Source organism: Wolbachia endosymbiont (group A) of Trypoxylon clavicerum, from assembly GCF_947251665.1.
GTDB classification, from domain to species: domain Bacteria; phylum Pseudomonadota; class Alphaproteobacteria; order Rickettsiales; family Anaplasmataceae; genus Wolbachia; species Wolbachia pipientis.
This window is the reverse complement of the sequence record NZ_OX366374.1, coordinates 1,134,208-1,154,675: the sequence shown is the minus strand read 5'-3', so window position 1 is coordinate 1,154,675 and position 20,468 is coordinate 1,134,208. Positions and strand designations below refer to the sequence as shown.

Here is a 20,468-nt window from a genome sequence, read left to right as displayed (position 1 = left end):
CTTTTTCTAGGTTTGAGAATGCTATTAAAATTGCTAAAAGACCTGCTGCAAAAGGTGATTGAAAAAATGATGTGAGAGGGGTAGAAGAAGAATAAGCAGATCAAGTAAGGAAAAAAAATGAGCTTTAGTTACTATAATATGAAAAAACACCCAAGAAACTTTCGTAATATAACAGGTTTAAGTATAGAGGAGTTCGAAAAAGTAGTAGAAAAAGTGAGGTCTGGATGGAAAAAACTTGAAAAACAGAAAAAGTGTCATGGTAGAAGATCAAAACTACCAACTCTGGAAGATAAGTTGTTTTGCGTAATTTTGTACTATCGCACTTACATAACACATAGATTTTTAGGATGCCTATTCAATGTGCACAACGCAAATGTATGTAGGTTACTTAAGAGAATAGAGCCATTACTCGCCAAAAAAGTGACTATAACAAAAGATAGAAGTATGACGCCAGAAAAAATACTGAAGATTTTGGCTGATGTTACAGAACAGCAAATACAGAGGCCAGAAGATAGTAAAAAACGGAAGAAATCATATTCAGGAAAAAAAAGAACCAACACTATGAAAACTGAGATTATTATCGAAGAAGGAGGAAGAATTTTATCAGTGTCAAAGTCATACCGTGGTAGAATTAGTGATTTTCGCATAAGGAAACAAGAAAAATATTTACCACTTGATAGCATAAAACATGCTGATTCTGGATATCAAGGTTGGCAAAAATTGCAAAGCAATGTTATAATTCCATATAAAAAGTATCGTAAAAAGCCATTAACTCCAGAGCAGAAAGAGCATAATAGAAGGTTAGCATCATTTAGAATGAGAGTAGAAAATAAGATCCGAGAGATAAAGATATTTAAGATTATGTCGAATGTTTATCGCAATTTTCAGAAAAAATATAACTTGAGGTTCAATATTATTGCTGGTATTGTAAATCTTAAGCACGCCTTTTAGTTAACCTTGATTTTATTCACCCTCCTTTCCTTTTTTTTATCGCTTGATTCGCAGCAGGTCTCCTGATATTTTAATCGAATATTTACCGGTATCATTTTCCAGTGACCCAGCTCCCACTAGTCTGTTATTGCTTGATATAGCTTGGAATATTTCGTTTGATTGAATGTTATATTTTGTTAGAACTGTGGGCTCAATTATAACTTCCACTGTTTCTTTACGCATACCTGCCACTTCAACTTTGAGAACATTTGGCAGAGATTCTATTTCTTTCTTTAACTTGCGTGCTATTTCAGTTAAGGCTCTTTCTGGCAAATTACCAATTAAGCCGACATTGAGTATCGGAAATAAGCTCAAGTTTATTTCATTGATTATCGGAGATTCCGCTTCAACAGGTAACTTCGATTTTATGTTTGAAAGCTTTGAACGGACATTATCAAGCACTTCTTTATTATCATACTCTGTTCCAAATTCGAGTACCATGTGAGCACCATCATTAGTTGCAAAAGCTCTCAATTCTCTTACATCTTCGATGGATCTTAGTTCATTTTCTATAGGAAGCACTAATAGCTTTTCACTATCTTGAGCAGAAATCCCAGGAAGTCCAACAAACACGCTGATTATAGGAATCTGTATATCAGGATTGCTTTCCCTTGGCATTTTTACATAAACGTATGAACCGAAGATAAAAATTACTATAAGTAATAATACCACCGCCCTGTTTCGCTCTATGAGTAAGCTCTGCATGTTGAATGTTAGCTGAATATGTGCGTTTGTGCAATATTATAGTCGAGATACATTGCATATTAATTAATCCTTGTGTAGCTTTAAAACTTTACGCAAATAATTAAAATTTTTACAAAATTGCAAGTATAAGAAAATTTCTGTATAATAATTCTAGAACAGTATTTGAGAGGTTATTATGGTGGCAATTCTAAATATAACAAAAGGCAAAAATAAAGTTATTGTGTCTGGATTAGCTGGAGCTTTATCAGCTTTAATATTTTTAACAGCAATCCACATTTCCGCAAAGATAGCCATTATCGTTTCTGCTGCTGCAGTTACTTACTTATTACTTTCGCTGATTCATAAAATAAGAACTAAAAAAGAACAGCCTGCTGAAATTACTGGTGTTTCAGGAGATGAAGGTGAAGAAAAAGGTACCGTAAAAGAACCAAAAAGAACTGAAACTGAGCTAGCAGAAGAAATAATAAGGAAAAGAGCAGAAGAGCGCATGGAGAAAGGATCACTTGGTGGCCCTATAAATGCGTTTGGCGAACCAATTCTTGATGAATTTAAGAACACTGGAGGCAGTCATTCTGCTGATTATACAAAAACTATGGTAGTACCTGAGAAAATTATTCTTGACATGTCAGATGATAGAAATCCTGCACAAAATAACTCTAGCTCTATAAAGAATCAGATGAAATCTCTCCCTGAACACATGGATGTATCTGGTAATCCACTTCCTGAGCAGCCACCGAGCAACCTTACCAATATAGGGCTTGGATCATCTAAAAGTACGCAGAAACTATCTGCTGCAGACTTGCTATTACAGTATGGGAATGTAAATAATGATGTGAGGAAAGTGCTAGAATGGCCAATTATCTCAAAGGAGTTTAATGGGTTAGGGTTTAACAGGTAGTTGCTATATCAAACTCTCCATCTTATATTGAGGATCAGATGCAATGCCATACACTCTATTTGGCGGAGCAATTTTGTTCTCTATACCAAAAACTATGCCTTCAATTATTGCTGTGAGTACTTTTTCAAGGTTACAATCTGCTCCAGGAACACGGTGCTCTAGGCGGCATCTTTTGGAATCGTTGCCAAAATAGGGAATTCTTATCGCAGCAGTTCTGTTATTTACCCCCCAACTAATCGTAGTTGGAGTATAAATATCCGGGTACTGAAATCTTAAATATGAATCATCATTTGGAGCGAAAAACAACATATGTTTTTTCATCATTGCACATAATCCACCAATACTGTGAATCAGATAGTCACTGTACTTTTGCTCATTGATATAAAATAAGTTATCGTTATTTGAATTCACGAGATTAACATGCACATTTAATGCACTGCCTGCTCTATCCAAATAGGGCTTTGCTTTAAAAGAAATATTCCCACCTAGTTTTTGTGCTGTTTCAGTAAGTGATTGTTTTGCTAACTCAAAATGCTTAATTAAATTGTCGGAGTTCGTATAACAACCACTTTTTATCTCATACTGATGTGTAGAATTCTCCTTCTCGCAAGAAAATTCAAGAGATGCTATTTTATTTTTGATGCTATTCAGAAATAAGTATTCTTTTTCTATTCCTTCAATGTAAAACTCTAGTTCAATACCGAATACAGCATAACAACTCAAATTACTTAATATAATCATAAATTTGCTTCAGTAAATCTATATTAGGTTAGCTATATTTATATGAATACTTTACTTATTTGCCAGTAAATTTAACATCTTATTTATACATAATGTATTACTGTTTTTAATAGCATGCTTCTAATCCTCGATACAAGCGACATTTACAAATTTTTCATTTTTTTGAAATAAAAATGATCAATTTTAGTGTTTTTATACCCTTTACAACTCATCAAAAAATCACCATAATTTTTAGTATGTATTAAGTAATATTAGCTTTTCATTTTGCAGTAAGCTGTTGATTATCTTGCATCTTTCTGATTATTGTTTTTTCTTGGTGTGGTATATGAACTTAACTAGCCCTAAGGTTTCTACTATGTTTTTTGATCAGATTATTACAGTAACGGATCACAATGTTACTTGGGAAAAAATTCAAAATTGTCTTTATAATCTCTATGGAGAAGCAACATATAACAGCTGGCTGAGTTCACTAAAATTTGTCAGTAGCAGAAATGGGGAAGTTCTTTTATCCGTGTCAACAAGGTTTATAAAAGAGTGGATTACAGTTCATTACATGAAAAAAATATTATCATTATGGCAAAGCGAGGATCAAAGTATATGTTCTATTGATATTCAAGTAATTGAAGAAAGGAATTCAAATTCTAATGTTATACTAAAAAACAGAGAGGAAAGTAATCATAATCTTGGTTCACCACTGGATCCCAGATTCACTTTTGATAATTTTGTGGTAGGAAAGTCAAATGAATTAGCATTTACAGCGGCAAAGCGTGTAGCGGAATCTATAGATCCAATATCAGGCAGCAATCCTTTGTTTCTATATGGTGGAGTGGGACTTGGTAAAACACATTTAATGCATGCTATAGCTTGGCACATAGTCAATTCCCCATCAGCAAAAAGAAAAGTGGTATATCTATCAGCAGAGAAATTCATGTACCAATATATTACAGCGCTGCGAAGCAAAGATATTATGTTATTTAAAGAGCAATTTAGATCAGTAGATGTATTGATGGTAGATGATGTGCAATTTATCAGTGGTAAAGATAGTACACAAGAAGAATTTTTTCACACTTTCAATGCATTGATAGACCAAAATAAACAATTGGTTATATCAGCTGATAGGTCTCCTAGTGATCTTGATGGAGTGGAAGAAAGAATAAAATCACGACTCGGTTGGGGGTTGGTGGCAGATATTAATGAAACAACTTTTGAATTAAGACTTGGTATATTGCAGGCAAAAGTGGAGCAGATGAATATGTATGTTCCGAAAGATGTCCTAGAGTTTTTAGCAAGGAACATAAAATCTAATATAAGAGAATTAGAAGGAGCATTAAATAAGGTTACCCATACCTCATTAATTGGAAGAAGTATGACGGTGGAGTCAGCTAGTGAAACCCTAATCGATCTTCTTAGGTCAAATCATAGGTCAATTACAATAGAAGAAATACAAAAGAAAGTAGCTGAATTTTTCAATATAAAGGTTGCAGATATGCAATCTAATAGAAGGCTTCGCAGTCTTGCAAGGCCAAGACAAATAGCTATGTATCTTGCCAAAAAATTTACGCAAAAAAGCCTACCAGATATTGGGAGAAACTTTGGTGGCAGAGACCATGCTACTGTTATACATGCAGTAAAACAAGTAGAAAATTTTATAAAGACCGACTCAAAATTTGCTGATGAAATCAATCGATTAAAAAAAATGTTTAAGTAGCGTTTTTAAAATAGCTAATAACAAATCCTAAAATGAATCGACTATAGTTTTAATCCGTTTAAGTTTAAAATCTTCTGTTAGCTTTGCAGAATACATTTCCTTATTATCTTGGTTATAGAAGGTAAATTTGTGATCATCTAAGTTTAGTATTGCAAAGCCAAAGCCGAAAAAGTTTCTAACTTCGTGTGCTAAGTAGTTTCTACCATTTGAATAGTCAAATTCTACATTTTGGTAGACGGGTTCTTGATCTTGAGCATGTAATAATGCACCACCGTTCCCAACTATAATCTGGTCTGGAACATTATCCATTAATAAAATCTGGGCTATATGAATGTGGCCAGAAACTATGGTAGTAACATTGCTTGGAAATCTATCCCCAAAAGCTTCAATTTGTGTAAGATTGCCATGGCTTTTTAATGTCAAAAATTCTTTTTTTGGAGATCTCCAAAGCGGTTTATGAGTTAAAAACCACATGGGCTTGTCAGAACTATTTTGTATCAATTTATCAAATTGCCTCTCAAAAGCATCAATTGTGCTTTGGGTTGTAAAAATATCCTCACCGGATGAAGAGTCGAAGATAAAAAATTTCATTGGTCCAGCATCTAAGGACCAACTAGAAACGAAGTTTCCACATTTTTCAGACGAAAAGGGGTATGAATCTAGATACCTGAACCATCCTTCATAAGCTCTATCACAACTCTCATGGTTTCCACGAACAAAAAGGAAAGGGGATTGTGATAAAATATCCTTTGCAGGCTCAAACCAATCAGCGTACCAAACTTCTTTATTATATCCATAAATATCGCCACACTTTTTTGTATTTCTACATTTTGTTTGTCTATAATGATAATCACCAACATGGATAATTAAATCTGGTTTATGAAGGGCGATTGAATCTAAATTTTTTTTTAAAGGCCAGCTATCTACCGAATTACATTCCTGCTGAAATAACATATTTATTCTACAGCCCGTGTCACCAATGAAAGCAATTTTATTAACCTTTTTTGGTAATATAGGAACCCGTAGATCCTCAATACTAATGTTTTTGGCACTTGTTTGTACTGTCAGTTCACAAACTGTTTCGTTATGATCACCATTGTTAATTGAGCTGCGATTCAGCATTTCTATTTCTTCGCCATCGACATAAACAATGGGACACATGTCATTGTCTGTAATTGCACGTATGCTTAGTTTATTTTCTGGGATAACTTGAGACCATGTGTATAATATTTGTGCATGGACGAAATGAAAGCTAGTTATAAGAGAGAGAGTTAAAAAAATAAAGATATTAGCTATATTCATTTGTATAAGAACCTTAGTTAAAAATTAGTAGTAAGGTTATCTTAAATGATTAAAATTTGTAATCACAAAATTCATAATCAAATTATACAAACAATTTCTAAATTATTCTAGTATCAGATTGACACTCTAGATGAAAAATTCTAAAATGATTAAGTAATTTAAAATAATTATATAAAAACTAGAATATAGTGCGGCCGTGGTGGAATTGGTAGACACGCAGCGTTGAGGTCGCTGTGGCTCATAAGGCCTTGGAAGTTCAAGTCTTCTCGGCCGCACCAGTTTTTATCGCTGTTTAATATGGGTAAAAATGTTTATAGGAAATCAGAGTAGCAATAAGGTAGAAAGAGCTATCAGCGAAATCAGGCGCGGTCGGCCAATTGTAATATATGATGAAAGTAATTACCTATTGTTCGCTGCTGCTGAGGCTTTAGAAAGAGATTTATTTAATCAATATAAGCTTATATCAAGTAATGTATATGTTACTTTAACTTCAAGTAAGGTAAAATACATATCTCAGAATAAAGAACATAACAGCAAACGTCTGTTGGTGAATAATTTTGATGAACTGCTCCATTTAATAAACTGTTCAAAGGAAGATTGCATAAAAGAGTTGCAATGCTCAAAGACAATAGATGAATGTGCTATTGCCTTGCTTAAGTTCTCAGAATTATTGCCATACGCGTTAGTGGCTGATATGACTTTTGAGAATAATCATGAAATGCGAAATTGGTGCGAGAAAAATGACGTTATTGCACTGGACACGTCATTCATAAATAATTTTCAAGAAAATCAGGATGTATATGAAGTGTGCAAAACATCATTATTTTTAAAACAGACTCAAGAAGTAAATATCATATCTTATAGAACCGAAAGTGGTGGAAGAGAACATCATGCAATTATCATTGGCAATCCAGATAAAGATGGCGAACCATTAGTAAGAATTCATTCTTCGTGTTATACGGGTGACTTGTTAGATAGCTTGTCATGCGATTGCAGAAGTCAGTTACATCAAGCAATTCAAATGATAGCTGACTCTGGAAGTGGTATTATATTGTATTTGATGCAAGATGGAAGGGGCATTGGTTTAACTAATAAGTTAAGAGCGTACAGTATGCAAAGAGGACATAATCTTGATACTGTTGATGCAAATAGAACATTGGGTTTTGAAGATGATGAAAGGAGTTTTGCTGTTGCAGCTAAAATGCTTAAGAAATTGAACATTAACAAAATCCAATTACTTACAAACAATGATAGAAAATTGTCAGAATTGGAAAGTAGTGGTATAGGAGTTACAAAGTGTCTACCACTTATTGTGGAACGTAATAAATATAACGATTCATATATGGAGACAAAATTTGGTAAATTAGGCCATAGATTAAGAGTTTTTTAGCTTTTTTGCTGTAACTACTTTGTTAATTTGCTATGTTTATTAACATAAGTTAAGATTTTTAGGAATACTAAAATGCTAAGATTTTTTAAACGAGAAAAAAATACTGAATCCTTAGATAAGGATATAAATTGGAATTCAAACCGCTACAGCACAGTTATTGCTCAAAGAAATATTCTACTTTTATTTGCATTAATATTATTAGCAACGATCTCTATCAGCATATTAGTCATATTTAAAATTAGCACAAGTAGCACTATTGAGCCATTTGTTATAGAAATTGACAAGAAATCAGGAATAGTGCAATTGGTTGATCCTGTCACAGTAAAAGAGTATTCTGCAGATGAAGCGCTAAACGATTATTTTATTTCAGAGTATATAAAAGCAAGGGAGGTTTTTGATCCATATCATTATAATTATAACTATTATACAAAGGTGAGGTTGTTTTCCTCACCTAATGTGTATAATGAATTTAGAAATTATATAGGATCGCAGAATATGGATGATCTTTTTAATTTATATTCAGATACCAAAAGTGAATTTAAAATTCGCTCAATTCAAAAATTGGGTAACGATGCTCTTCAGGTGAGATTTTTTGTGGAATTTACACGGAAAGATGGAAGTTCCACAAGAAAAAACAAGATAGTTATTATGTCATATAGGTATGCATCGCTTGAAATGGATGATCAGCAAAGATATATTAACCCATTAGGATTTCAAGTTATTTCATATAGAGTGGATGATGAATATGTATAGGATATTATTAGTTTTAGCTTTACTTGTCAGTGGCAATTTAAACGCATCCATTAATTATAATGAGCCTATTTCTGTAGATAGTAGAATAAAGACTTTTGTGTATAGCCCTAATGAAGTATTTACGGTGGTTTTTAGTCAGGGTTACTATTCTTATATTGAATTTGCGGAAGGAGAAAAAGTTAAAAATATCGCTGTTGGTGATGCATCAAGTTGGAAAATTAATCCTTATGACAATAAATTGCTTATTATGCCATTTGAAGTTAGTAGTCGCACTAACATGATTATTACGACAACTAAAAAAAGAAATTACATTTTTGATTTAATCTCAAGGCCAAACTACGATAAATACCCGGATACTGATGCTAAGAAAGTGGATCACGATTATTCTGCTGAAAAGGATATATCTTACGTAGTACGTTTTTATTATTCTCAAGAAGAAGGTGAATTTGATGTTGATTTAGATGAGGTTTCTTTACCTACTCAAATGCAATATACTACAGACAAGCTAGAAAAAATAATACAAGAAAATGATACGAAGTACAATTATACATATATTGATGAAGGTGGTAATGCGGATATAGTTCCGATCAAGTTATTTGATGATGGTTATTTAACCTATTTAAAATTTAGAAATAATAATAAAATACCTCAGGTTTTTGTAGAAGGGGAGGATAAACCTTGTAAAAGGCTGTTATTTGATGATTATGTTATAATAAAAGGAGTACATAAAAAGCTATTTATGCGTTATGAAGATGGTGAAGTTGAAATTATAAATAGGTCACTTTAGCTGTGGTACATGCAATATGAATAAAGAAAGGCGTAACAATTTAGAAGATGAATCAGAAATAGAGAATAAGGTAGTAACAGTTGGCTCTAATCAAGGTCATAGGGCATTGATGGTCATTATTTTAGTGCTTCTGGTTGGTGGAGTGTATTATCTCTATTTTAGTCCTTCTCATAAAGAGGGTTCAGAAGTTATTAAAAAAGAGGAAACAAAGCAAAACGTTCAAGAATTGAAAGGAAAGTTGGAACAAGTTCCAGATAATGTAATGGTTCCTGAAAGAATAATAACTGATCCCTTACCACCCTTACCTCCTCTTCCTACACCACCAATCATACCAGAAATAAAACAAATTAGAAAAGAAGAAGAGAAACCAAAAGAAACTCCTGTGTCAAATATACCTATTTTGCCAAAGCAAAATTTTCCTTCTAGTAATGTTATGGGCAATTTACCTACCTCGTTTCCTACAATAGGGGGTGGCGGTTATCCTAGAGACAGACGTAGTGCACAAATGTTAACAATTTCAGGTGGTAGTGGAGAGAACAAGGCTGCTGATGCTATTTTATCCGACACTTCAGCACAATCGAGCAAAGCTACCAGAGTAGGAAAGCTTAGTTTAATGGTTACTCAAGGTAAAATTATTGATGCTGTGCTTGAAACTGCAATAAACTCTGATCTGCAAGGAATGCTGCGTGCTATGGTGAGTAGAGATGTTTATGCAGAAACTGGTGATACAGTTTTAATACCTAAAGGCTCAAGATTGATAGGCAGTTATTCATTTGACTCGAATGTTGCTAAATCTCGTGTAAATATAAACTGGAATAGAGTGATTCTGCCACATGGAATAGATATTGCAATCTCATCACTTGGTACTGACGAGCTTGGTAGAGCAGGGATAGCAGGAATAGTTGATAACAAAATAGTAAGTGCGTTATTCTCTTCAGTGACACTTGCTGGTGTTTCGATTGGTTCGGCTGTTATAGGGCAAAAGGCTTCTAATCTTATTGATGCGCTAACTGCCATGGATGCAGTAAAGTCTATCACTGCAACCGAAATAGATTTTTCTTCTCTCCAACTCATTATTGACCCAGAAAAGAAGATATCTAGTGACAAATGGAAATTAGGCCTTGGGGCTATCGGAAGAATTCGGAGTGCCAAAAGCAGACAAGATTTACTAAAAATAATGAAAGAGGAAATAGCAAAAGCACTAGGAATTGGAGAAGACAAGGTAAATATAAGCCTGGAAATTGTAAATCAACTGTTAGAACAAATTCAAAGAAAAAGCAAGTCTGTTTATGATGAAGCAATCGGGAAGTCAATCGAGGATTTTTCTAAAGATATGCGGGATATAGTAGGCAGATACACAGATAAAAAACCAACTATTTATGTTGATCAAGGCACTGCATTGAAAGTATTTATTAACCAAGATATAGTATTTCCTCCACAGGCAATATTAAATCAATGAAATGAACTATGCTGCACTTGATACATATTTGGAGCCATTACAAGGCATATTTCAAGAAGAAGGCGTAAATGAAATATCAATAAATAAGCCAAAGGAAGTATGGATTGAAAATCGCGGTGAAATAAGGTGTGAAAAATTAGAAGTATTCGATCTTAACCATTTGAAATCTCTTGGCAGACTGATTGCTCAAGCTACAGAACAAAAACTTAGCGAAGAAGCGCCGTTACTTTCGGCAACATTACCAAATGGTTATCGTATACAGATAGTATTTCCGCCAGCATGTGAACCTGATAAAGTAGTCATGTCGATTCGTAAGCCTTCTAGCATGCAGTTAGCACTCGATGATTACGAAAAAATGGGGGCTTTTTCTGAAACTGTTACAGAAGCAACTGATAATCCAGTTGACCGTCATTTGGATTTATTGTTAAGGCAAAAAAAAATAAAAGAGTTTTTAGAATACGCTGTAATAAGTAAGAAAAATATTATAATTAGTGGTGGAACTTCCACTGGTAAGACTACTTTTACTAATGCTACTTTGCGTGCTATTCCAGCTGAGGAAAGAATTATTACTGTTGAGGATGCAAGGGAAATCGTTTTGAACGATCATCCCAATAAAGTCCATCTAATTGCCTCTAAAGGAGGGCAGGGCAGAGCAAAAGTAACCACTCAAGATTTGATAGAAGCGTGCTTACGTTTAAGGCCAGACAGAATAATAGTTGGTGAGCTCCGTGGAGCGGAAGCTTTTAGTTTTCTTAGGGCGATAAATACTGGTCACCCTGGATCAATATCAACCCTTCATGCAGATAGTCCAACAATGGCCCTTGAGCAAATAAAATTGATGGTTATGCAGGCAAATCTTGGCATTCCTCCAGACCAAATTATACCATACATTAGAAATGTGATTGATATTGTTATTCAGCTAAAAAGAACCGATGGGGGCAAAAGAAGCATTTCTGAGATATTATTTACTAGATCTGCGAGCGAAAATGCTTAAATTTATACATAAGTTAAGGAAGAGTAGTTTATGAGTAATGGAAATCACCTACGTAATATTCTCATAGGAGGTGTAGTAGCTTTTAGCGTACTTGATTTTTGCTTCTATCTATCTGGTATATTGTTTGTTCTGTTTGCTGATGGTCCGGATGCTGTGGATTTTAAGGCAATTAATCCTAGTTTGACGCCTTTCCCTCAAGCTCTTTGGCCAACGATTTTTGATCATATACAATATTGTTGGCATCATCCAGAGTTATATAGCCTTGAGCTCAAAATCACATTAATTATATCTTCTGCACTGCCTATCATTGTTTTAATGATTATTTTATGGAATTTAAGAGAAAGGATAATTGAGTGGCGACCATTTAAAAAGAAAGAATCACTTCATGGAGATTCGCAGTGGGCATCAGAGAAAGACATACGAAAAGCAGGATTAAGAAGCAAAAAGGGATTATTGCTTGGTAAAGATAAAAGAGGATACTTCATTTCTGATGGGTTTCAGCATGCATTGTTATTTGCACCTACAGGTTCTGGTAAGGGTGTTGGCTTTGTAATTCCTAATTTATTATTTTGGACTGACTCGGTAATTGTACACGACATAAAATTAGAAAACTATGAAATAACAAGTGGTTGGCGAGAACGACAAGGACAAAAAGTATACGTATGGAATCCAGCGCAGCCAGATGGAATAAGTCACTGTTACAATCCATTACAATGGATTAGTGAAAAACCTGGGCAGATGGTTGACGATGTGCAGAAAATAGCTAACCTAATCATGCCTGAACAAGACTTTTGGCAGAATGAAGCAAGAAGCTTATTTGTTGGAGTGGTATTATACTTACTTGCTGCACCAGAGAAAGTTAAATCTTTTGGTGAAGTTGTGCGTACGATGCGTAGTGATGATGTAGTTTATAATCTTGCTGTTGCTCTTGATACAATGGGTAAAATACTACACCCTGTAGCATATATGAATATTGCAGCTTTTTTACAAAAAGCTGATAAAGAAAGGTCAGGTGTTGTATCAACCATGAACTCATCACTTGAATTGTGGGCAAACCCATTGATTGATACTGCAACTGCGTCAAGTGATTTTAATATTCTAGATTTTAAAAAGAAGAAAATTACAGTTTATGTTGGCTTAACTCCTGACAACTTGACTAGGCTCAGGCCTTTAATGCAGGTTTTTTACCAACAGGCAACTGAGTTTTTATGTAGAAAATTGCCATCGGATGATGAGCCTTATGGTGTATTGTTTTTAATGGATGAGTTTCCTACACTTGGAAAAATGGAGCAATTTCAAACAGGTATTGCATATTTTCGTGGTTATCGAGTTAGGTTATTCTTAATTGTTCAAGATACTGAGCAGCTCAAAGGAATATACGAAGAAGCAGGGATGAACTCCTTTTTGTCAAACTCGACTTACAGAATAACTTTTGCAGCCAATAATATTGAAACAGCTAATTTAATATCGCAACTTATAGGAAACAAAACTGTACAACAAGAATCGTTGAATAAGCCTAAATTTTTAGATTTAAATCCTGCTTCAAGGTCATTACATATCTCTGAAATACAAAGAGCATTGCTATTGCCTCAAGAAGTTATTATGTTGCCACGTGACGATCAGATAATTTTAATAGAGTCGACTTACCCAATTAAATCAAAGAAAATTTTGTACTACAGTGATACCACCTTCACAAGAAGGCTGCTCAAACAAACTCGTGTGCCTACACAAGAACCATATGACCCAAACAAAGTTCTTTCTGCCGCTGTGAGCAAAGATAAGGTTAATAACGAGGGGAATAATGTTCTTGAGGGACCTAATTCAGTTGATTATCCTGTTGAAACTAAAACCGAAGATGCAGTATATGATGAATCAGATGAATTTGCAGACGAAGATATCGACGATAAGTTTGAAGATGATGATGACGAGGAAGATGAGGATAGGAGCGATGATGGGTTTGATGACGAAGAAGAGGAGGATGAATTTGAAGATGAGGATATTGACGATAAATTAAAAAATGACGAGAAGTAAGGTTAACTTTGCCTATTTTTAGCTCAGAAAAGTGCAAGTTATGCAAATAATTAGGTTTTTCATATTAAGCCATTTTTAATTAATTAGTATTAGATTAGCTATTTTAACTAGGCTCTGTGGACAAAATTTTAGAGAAGCCATACAAGAGCTCCAACAAAATTGAGAAAACCAATAAAAACCTCAGCAGTTTTATCAAATCTGGAAAAAATGCGCCTAAAATTTTTAATTTTACCAAAAAAACACTCAATCAAATGACGTTCTTTGTAGATATGCTCATCGTAATACCTTTGCACTTTTCGATTCCGTTTTGGCGGAATAACTACTGTACATCCCTTGTCTTCAAGACTTGTAACAAAGGCATTGCTATCGTAGCCCTTGTCAGCTACTACAGTAGAGTTATAGATACTTTCGGTCAACACTTGAGCCTGCGTAATTTCATTTCTTTGACCAGGAGTCAGAGTAAATTTAAGTGGATTTCCAAGTGCATCGACAAGCGCATGTATTTTAGTTGTAAAGCCACCTTTGCTCCTCCCTAAAGCTTCTTGATCCTTGGAGTTTTTTGTATATCCAGATGAACATGGATGGGCTCGGATGATCGTACCGTCGATTATAGCAACTTCTAAATCAGGCTCTTGTTTAGTATATTCAAGCAATTTTTTCCAGACATCTCTTTCACACCATCTTTTAAATCGCTTATGTATACTCCTGTAATTACCATAAGTTTTTGGTAAAAGTCTCCATTAGCAACCACTTCGCACTATGTACCACACTGCCTCTATGAATATTCTTAAACGTTTTTCATCTTTGCTGTGCATTCCTTTTACGCTTTTTATGAACTCTAAAATTTGTTTCCAATTTTCCTCTTTGATGTAATATTGCATATGGTAGTTTCTCCATTTTTTACCTATTAGGCTAAACTACCATCTTTTTCTCTCTTTTCATATTTTTTGTCCACAGAGCCTAGTTAAATATAGATCCCAGTGTCACGCACTGGGATGACGAGGTAGAGGGTACTGGGATGACATAGGATAATATGGGATGAAGGAGATAATACAAGAAAACATTAGCTATGTTTTTTGCATAACTATGCATCTCTTCATTCCTGCCAAATCATATACATATTCCTGAAAAGCTAATTCGTATGAGGGGATTATTTTGTCAATATTGCTTTGATCTTCACCTATCTCCAATATCGCAAACCCATTTTTTTTAAGGCACCTCCTTAATATTGGAAAAATGCTCAAGTAACAGTTCAAACCATCAATTCCACCATCAAGAGCAATTCTTGGCTCTTTTTGCACTTCAGCTTGCAAGTCTTTCAATTTGCTTCTTTTAATATATGGAGGATTGCTAATTATCAGATCAAATGAGCCTCTGCACTCTGTCCATGAATTTGGAAATATTTTGGCTCTGCTGAGAAGATCATGTTTTTTTGTGTTCTGATAGGCAATTTTGTATGCTTCCAAGCTTTTTTCAAAACCGACGCCAACAGCATATTCATACTCACTAAGTACGGATATCAATAAACAGCCTGTACCTGTACCAAAATCCGCGATTTTTAGTTTCTGCTTTTTATTTGGGTAATATTTTAACACTGCTAGGATTATTGTTTCACTATCTGGTCTTGGATCCAAAACATGCTGGTTAACTATAAAATTTTTACCCCAGAATTCACGATTACCTATTATTTGCGATATTGGATATCTTTCCGCTCTTTTTTTTGTTAATTTCCAAAATAAAAGTTCTTTTTCCATCGGCACTTGATCAGCATGGTTCACAATTATAAATGATCTTTCCACTCCAAGTACGTGCTGCATGATGATTTCACAATCTAAATGTGGTGATTCAACTTTATGTGACGATAATAACTCCGATCCTTCTTGAATTAAAGTGCTGATTGTTTTCATTATTCTAAAAATGTGTTCCTTTCAGCCAAAAATAGCAAGATGAGCTTCCATTTTAGGGTAGCTGCACTAAATCCCAGTGTCAAGCACGCAACTGTACGAACATTGCAATTTGCAGATCCAAGTAGCTTGACTACTTGGATCCAGCTAAGTTGGTGAGCATAAAAGTATAGCTTCTACGTCATGCCGCCGCGAACCGTCATACTGCCGCGGCGCTAACAAGAGATCCCGCTAACAAGCAGCGGGACGACGAGGTCAGGGTGTTATCCTAGTACCTTCTCCTGTCATCCCAGTGCCCTGACTACTTGGATCCAGGAAAAAGAATGGTGTCATCCAAGTAGCCTCCCTCCCCTGTCATCCCAGTGCTCAGACACTGGGATCCAGAAAAGTTTGCTTGCTTACAAGCAAACTAGTACAGAAAGTGGTTACAACATTTTCGATGAGATTATATGGAAAACTGGATTCCAGTGTCAAGCACTGGAATGACACCTTCCTGCCCAGTTCATGTTGCCATAAATATTAAGAAATTTACCAAGCAGAAAAAAAGGCAAAAGAAGCCCTAGGCTCTGTGGACAAAATTTTAGAGAAGCCATACAAGAGCTCCAACAAAATTGAGAAAACCAATAAAAACCTCAGCAGTTTTATCAAATCTGGAAAAAATGCGCCTAAAATTTTTAATTTTACCAAAAAAACACTCAATCAAATGACGTTCTTTGTAGATATGCTCATCGTAATACCTTTGCACTTTTCGATTCCGTTTTGGCGGAATAACTACTGTACATCCCTTGTCTTCAAGACTTGTAACAAAGGCATTGCTATCGTAGCCCTTGTCAGCTACTACAGTAGAGTTATAGATACTTTCGGTCAACACTTGTGCCTGCGTAATTTCATTTCTTTGACCAGGAGTCAGAGTAAATTTAAGTGGATTTCCAAGTGCATCGACAAGCGCATGTATTTTAGTTGTAAAGCCACCTTTGCTCCTCCCTAAAGCTTCTTGATCCTTGGAGTTTTTTGTATATCCAGATGAACATGGATGGGCTCGGATGATCGTACCGTCGATTATAGCAACTTCTAAATCAGGCTCTTGTTTAGTATATTCAAGCAATTTTTTCCAGACATCTCTTTCACACCATCTTTTAAATCGCTTATGTATACTCCTGTAATTACCATAAGTTTTTGATAAAAGTCTCCATTGGCAACCACTTCGCACTATGTACCACACTGCCTCTATGAATATTCTTAAACGTTTTTCATCTTTGCTGTGCATTCCTTTTACGCTTTTTATGAACTCTAAAATTTGTTTCCAATTTTCCTCTTTGATGTAATATTGCATATGGTAGTTTCTCCATTTTTTACCTATTAGGCTAAACTACCATCTTTTTCTCTCTTTTCATATTTTTTGTCCACAGAGCCTAGTTGTCACTCTCTAATCCTGCAAATTGGCGTACTATACTGTCTTAAACGCTTTATAAGCGCGTTTCAGCTTATATAGGTAAAAACCCAGAAATGTTGTGAAGACGTAAAGTGTGCATAGTGCAAAAAATTAAAAATAAGACGCCAATTACGTAATACTGTTGTCATTTAATCTGCACAGATTGAAGATAAATGAATACCTTCAGTACCATGATAATGGGGCTGGCGAAGGGTGTCAAGTAAGTTTTTTCGTTTCTACTGAATGACAGTTGTGGCTTGGGAGGTAGTGCAAGAAGTCTACTGATGGCTTTCAAGGCAGTTGAGCTTAATTATTAGAGTAGTAATGTTTATTTTTATATTGACTATTGAGGTTTATTATTTTATAACTAAAAACTTAGTTATTTTAATGAGCTTGAGTTTATAACATATGCCTACGATAAATCAATTAATACGTAAGGGTAGATTAGGATTGACCCATAAGAAAAAGGTACCAGCTTTGGGAGAAAGCAACCCTCAAAGGAGAGGTGTTTGCACTAAGGTGTATACTACAACTCCTAGAAAGCCTAACTCAGCACTCCGTAAAGTAGCCAGAGTAAAAATTAGTGGGTATGGTGAAGTGACGGCTTATATACCTGGTGAAGGTCATAATTTACAAGAACACTCTGTTGTTTTGATACGTGGTGGGCGGGTTAAAGATTTGCCAGGTGTGCGTTATCACATAATAAGAGGTGCCCTTGATCTGCGTGGTGTGCAAAATCGAAAGAAAGCTCGTTCAAAATATGGTGTAAAGAAATCTGGTTAAAGTTTATGGCTCGTCGGAATAAAGCAAAAAAAAGAGAAATAAGTCCTGATTCGCGTTACGGCAGTGTTTTGCTGATGCGTTTCATTAATACAATCATGAAATGTGGTAAAAAATCTACTGCAGAAAAGATTATCTATGACGCTTTGTCTTTAGCTGAAAAGAAAATAGGCGAAGGTGGGTTATCAATTTTTGAGACAGCAGTAGGAAATGTTACTCCTTCTATAGAAGTGCGTTCTCGACGCATTGGTGGTGCAACTTATCAAGTACCTGTTGAAGTTCGACAAGATAGAGCGGTTTCTTTAGCGTTAAGGTGGATTGCTAAAGCAACTTCTGCTGCTCGAAAAAAGAGTGGAAAAACCACTGTTGATTGTTTGCAATCTGAAATATTGGATGCTTATAATAAACGCGGTGGTGCGTTTAAGATGTGCGAAGAAAAATATAAAATGGCTGAAGCTAATAAGGCATTTTCTCATCTTCGTTTTTAATGTTAGCTAATTAATTGTGATATGGAAATTGGAATATCTAAATACAGAAATATAGGGATAATGGCTCACATAGATGCTGGTAAGACTACCACAACAGAGCGTATTTTATTTTATACTGGTAAGCAAAATAGAATTGGTGAAGTGCACGATGGTGCAGCTTCTATGGATTGGATGGAGCAGGAAAAAGAGCGTGGTATTACAATCACATCTGCTGCAACAACATGTTTTTGGAATGATCATAGGGTCAATATAATAGACACTCCTGGTCACGTTGATTTCACTATTGAAGTTGAGAGATCTTTAAGGGTTTTGGATGGTGCAGTTGCTGTATTTGATGGAGTTGCTGGAGTTGAACCTCAATCTGAGACAGTGTGGCGTCAAGCTGATAAATATAGCGTTCCTCGTATCTGCTTTGTTAATAAGATGGATAGAATAGGGGCAAATTTTTATCGATGTGTTGATATGATAAAGACGAAGCTTGGTGCAGCACCTTTAGTTATTCATTTACCAATAGGGAGTGAGAAAGATTTCAAAGGTATAATTGACCTTATTTCTATGAAAGCCATTATATGGCAAGAAGAAACGTTGGGCGCTAAATTTTCTTATGAAGATATTCCTTCTGATTTGCTTGATAAGGCTCAAGAATATCGAAATCTTTTATTAGATGCTGCAGCTGAGATGGATGATGAAGCGATGAATACTTACTTTGAGTCTAATGATCTGCCAGTGGATTTACTGAAAAAATGCGTGAGAAATGGGACCATTAAAGGAAAATTTGTTCCTGTGTTATGTGGATCAGCTTTTAAAAATAAAGGCGTACAACCACTTTTAGATGGTGTGGTTGACTTTTTACCTTCTCCTATTGATGTTGATGTAATTGTTGGAATTGATCCTAAAGATTCAGAAAAGAAAATTGAGGTCAAACCTTCAGAAAAAGAGAAATTTGTTGCTCTTGCATTTAAAATGATGACGGATAAATTTGTAGGCAGCTTGACGTTTATCCGTATTTATTCTGGTAAATTAAAGTCTAAATCTACCGTTTCAAATGCGTTAAAAAACGAAACTGAAGGGATTGGCAGAATGTTACTTATGCATGCAAATAACCGAGAAGATATAACTGAGGCTAGGGCTGGAGATATAGTTGCTTTAGTTGGGCTAAAGAAAACAACCACCGGAGATACTTTATGTTCTGTTGATTTTCCTATATTATTGGAGCGTATGGAATTTCCTGAGCCTGTTATTGAAATTGCTGTGGAACCTAAAACCACTTCAGATCAGGAAAAATTAGGTATTGCTCTAAATAGGTTGGTTGCAGAAGATCCTTCTTTGAGAATGTCAGTAAATGCGGAAAGTAGCCAGACTATATTGAAAGGCATGGGTGAGCTCCATCTTGAGATTATTGTTGATAGAATGAAGCGCGAATTTAACGTTGAGGCTAACGTCGGTGCTCCTCAGGTTGCATATCGTGAAACTATCACTAAATCTGTTGAAATTGATTACACTCATAAAAAACAATCTGGTGGAGCTGGTCAGTTTGCTAAGGTTAAAATAAAATTTGAACCTCTTGAGCCTGGTTCTGGGTTTCAATTTGAAAGTAAAATTGTAGGTGGTGCTATTCCAAAAGAGTATATTCCTGGGGTAGAAAATGGCTTGGAGTTGATAAAAGAAGGTGGTATAATTTCGGGATTTCCGTTGATTGATTTTAAGGCTACCCTTCTTGATGGTGCTTTTCATGAGGTTGATTCTAGTCCTTTAGCTTTTGAACTTGCTGCTAAAGGTGCTTTTAAAGAGATGGCAAATAAAGCTGGTCCAAAAATGCTGGAGCCTATAATGAAAGTTGAAATCATTACTCCTGAAGAATATATGGGTGATGTTATGGGTGATATAAATAGTAGAAGAGGAAATGTTGCTGATATGCTCGATTTAGGTAATAATAGTAAAATAATTACTGCTTCGGTACCTCTTGCAAATATGTTTGGTTATATCAACGTTTTGCGTTCTATGTCTCAGGGAAGGGCGCAGTATAGTATGCATTTTTCTTGTTATGAGCAAGTGCCACAATATGTGGTTGATGAGTTAAAGTTAGAGTATAATTAAGGGTAATAA

At 35.1% G+C, this 20,468-nt stretch carries 19 protein-coding genes, 1 tRNA gene and 1 pseudogene; 13 read left to right on the top strand and 8 right to left on the bottom strand.

Going from position 1 to position 20,468, the window contains the following annotated elements; all coding sequences use genetic code 11:
* Nucleotides 1-138: 138 nt before the first annotated feature.
* On the top strand, nt 139-951 hold the full coding sequence (locus OPR60_RS05965) for a transposase (RefSeq protein WP_265040287.1): 813 nt from the start codon (nt 139-141) through the stop codon (nt 949-951).
* Between the two features lie 36 nt (nt 952-987).
* Here the strand turns inward: OPR60_RS05965 and OPR60_RS05960 are convergent, their stop codons facing one another.
* Nucleotides 988-1,695: an efflux RND transporter permease subunit gene (locus tag OPR60_RS05960; protein ID WP_265040248.1), complete on the bottom strand. Its 708-nt coding sequence runs from the start codon at nt 1,693-1,695 to the stop codon at nt 988-990.
* Nucleotides 1,696-1,870: 175 nt separating this feature from the next.
* Here OPR60_RS05960 and OPR60_RS05955 point away from each other — a divergent pair, with 175 nt between their 5' ends.
* Nucleotides 1,871-2,593, top strand: a complete 723-nt coding sequence (locus tag OPR60_RS05955) for a hypothetical protein (RefSeq protein WP_265040247.1) — start codon at nt 1,871-1,873, stop codon at nt 2,591-2,593.
* A 3-nt stretch (nt 2,594-2,596) separates the two neighbouring features.
* Here the strand turns inward: OPR60_RS05955 and OPR60_RS05950 are convergent, their stop codons facing one another.
* Nucleotides 2,597-3,334 (bottom strand): type I glutamate--ammonia ligase, encoded by a 738-nt coding sequence (locus OPR60_RS05950; protein ID WP_065094638.1) that lies wholly within the window; start codon nt 3,332-3,334, stop codon nt 2,597-2,599.
* Nucleotides 3,335-3,659: 325 nt separating this feature from the next.
* On the opposite strand from OPR60_RS05950, the gene dnaA reads away from it, so the two are divergent.
* On the top strand, nt 3,660-5,042 hold the full coding sequence (gene dnaA / locus OPR60_RS05945; protein ID WP_265040246.1) for a chromosomal replication initiator protein DnaA: 1,383 nt from the start codon (nt 3,660-3,662) through the stop codon (nt 5,040-5,042).
* 27 nt (nt 5,043-5,069) lie between these two features.
* Here the strand turns inward: dnaA and OPR60_RS05940 are convergent, their stop codons facing one another.
* A complete protein-coding gene (locus tag OPR60_RS05940; protein WP_065095325.1) occupies nt 5,070-6,344 on the bottom strand; it encodes a metallophosphoesterase in 1,275 nt (424 codons plus the stop codon).
* A gap of 190 nt (nt 6,345-6,534) precedes the next feature.
* Here OPR60_RS05940 and OPR60_RS05935 point away from each other — a divergent pair.
* The 7 genes from OPR60_RS05935 to OPR60_RS05905 all read left to right on the top strand — a co-directional run bounded on the left by OPR60_RS05935 (nt 6,535) and on the right by OPR60_RS05905 (nt 13,758).
* Nucleotides 6,535-6,622, top strand: a tRNA-Leu gene (locus OPR60_RS05935).
* A gap of 29 nt (nt 6,623-6,651) precedes the next feature.
* Entirely contained in the window at nt 6,652-7,734 is a 1,083-nt protein-coding gene (locus OPR60_RS05930; RefSeq protein ID WP_065094641.1) for a GTP cyclohydrolase II, read from the top strand.
* Between the two features lie 72 nt (nt 7,735-7,806).
* Nucleotides 7,807-8,487, top strand: coding sequence for a VirB8 family type IV secretion system protein (locus tag OPR60_RS05925; RefSeq protein ID WP_065094642.1), 681 nt, complete (start codon nt 7,807-7,809; stop codon nt 8,485-8,487).
* Nucleotides 8,474-9,274, top strand: a complete 801-nt coding sequence (gene virB9, locus OPR60_RS05920; protein WP_265040243.1) for a P-type conjugative transfer protein VirB9 — start codon at nt 8,474-8,476, stop codon at nt 9,272-9,274. The genes OPR60_RS05925 and virB9 overlap by 14 nt, the downstream gene beginning before the upstream one ends.
* Before the next feature lie 16 nt (nt 9,275-9,290).
* Nucleotides 9,291-10,733 carry a TraB/TrbI/VirB10 family type IV secretion system protein gene (locus OPR60_RS05915; RefSeq protein ID WP_065094643.1) on the top strand — a complete coding sequence of 481 codons (1,443 nt, stop codon included), beginning with the start codon at nt 9,291-9,293 and terminating at the stop codon, nt 10,731-10,733.
* A 1-nt stretch (nt 10,734) separates the two neighbouring features.
* Complete coding sequence (virB11, locus tag OPR60_RS05910; protein ID WP_265040242.1) at nt 10,735-11,727, top strand: P-type DNA transfer ATPase VirB11; 993 nt, start codon at nt 10,735-10,737, stop codon at nt 11,725-11,727.
* Nucleotides 11,728-11,757: 30 nt separating this feature from the next.
* The gene (locus OPR60_RS05905; RefSeq protein ID WP_265040241.1) at nt 11,758-13,758 is read left to right on the top strand and encodes a type IV secretory system conjugative DNA transfer family protein; all 2,001 of its coding nucleotides are present in this window, start codon (nt 11,758-11,760) and stop codon (nt 13,756-13,758) included.
* Between the two features lie 128 nt (nt 13,759-13,886).
* Here OPR60_RS05905 and OPR60_RS05900 read toward each other — a convergent pair.
* From OPR60_RS05900 to OPR60_RS05885, 5 genes and pseudogenes are all read right to left on the bottom strand, one after another.
* A pseudogene (locus tag OPR60_RS05900) lies at nt 13,887-14,486 on the bottom strand (IS5 family transposase); the annotation flags it as partial.
* 12 nt (nt 14,487-14,498) lie between these two features.
* Nucleotides 14,499-14,639 carry a hypothetical protein gene (locus OPR60_RS06920; protein ID WP_406829573.1) on the bottom strand — a complete coding sequence of 47 codons (141 nt, stop codon included), beginning with the start codon at nt 14,637-14,639 and terminating at the stop codon, nt 14,499-14,501.
* Between the two features lie 186 nt (nt 14,640-14,825).
* Nucleotides 14,826-15,665: a peptide chain release factor N(5)-glutamine methyltransferase gene (gene prmC, locus OPR60_RS05895; protein ID WP_065094647.1), complete on the bottom strand. Its 840-nt coding sequence runs from the start codon at nt 15,663-15,665 to the stop codon at nt 14,826-14,828.
* A 467-nt stretch (nt 15,666-16,132) separates the two neighbouring features.
* The gene (locus OPR60_RS05890; protein ID WP_265040239.1) at nt 16,133-16,255 is read right to left on the bottom strand and encodes a hypothetical protein; all 123 of its coding nucleotides are present in this window, start codon (nt 16,253-16,255) and stop codon (nt 16,133-16,135) included.
* On the bottom strand, nt 16,243-16,995 hold the full coding sequence (locus OPR60_RS05885) for an IS5 family transposase (RefSeq protein ID WP_265039650.1): 753 nt from the start codon (nt 16,993-16,995) through the stop codon (nt 16,243-16,245). The genes OPR60_RS05890 and OPR60_RS05885 overlap by 13 nt, the downstream gene beginning before the upstream one ends.
* A 507-nt stretch (nt 16,996-17,502) precedes the next feature.
* On the opposite strand from OPR60_RS05885, the gene rpsL reads away from it, so the two are divergent.
* Genes rpsL through fusA form a run of 3 tightly spaced genes read left to right on the top strand, consistent with a single transcriptional unit; the run spans nt 17,503 to nt 20,459 of the window.
* Nucleotides 17,503-17,877 (top strand): 30S ribosomal protein S12, encoded by a 375-nt coding sequence (gene rpsL, locus OPR60_RS05880; RefSeq protein WP_006279787.1) that lies wholly within the window; start codon nt 17,503-17,505, stop codon nt 17,875-17,877.
* A gap of 5 nt (nt 17,878-17,882) precedes the next feature.
* The gene (gene rpsG / locus OPR60_RS05875; RefSeq protein ID WP_007549313.1) at nt 17,883-18,362 is read left to right on the top strand and encodes a 30S ribosomal protein S7; all 480 of its coding nucleotides are present in this window, start codon (nt 17,883-17,885) and stop codon (nt 18,360-18,362) included.
* 21 nt (nt 18,363-18,383) lie between these two features.
* Nucleotides 18,384-20,459 (top strand): elongation factor G, encoded by a 2,076-nt coding sequence (gene fusA, locus OPR60_RS05870; RefSeq protein ID WP_265040237.1) that lies wholly within the window; start codon nt 18,384-18,386, stop codon nt 20,457-20,459.
* The last annotated feature ends 9 nt before the right edge of the window (nt 20,460-20,468 follow it).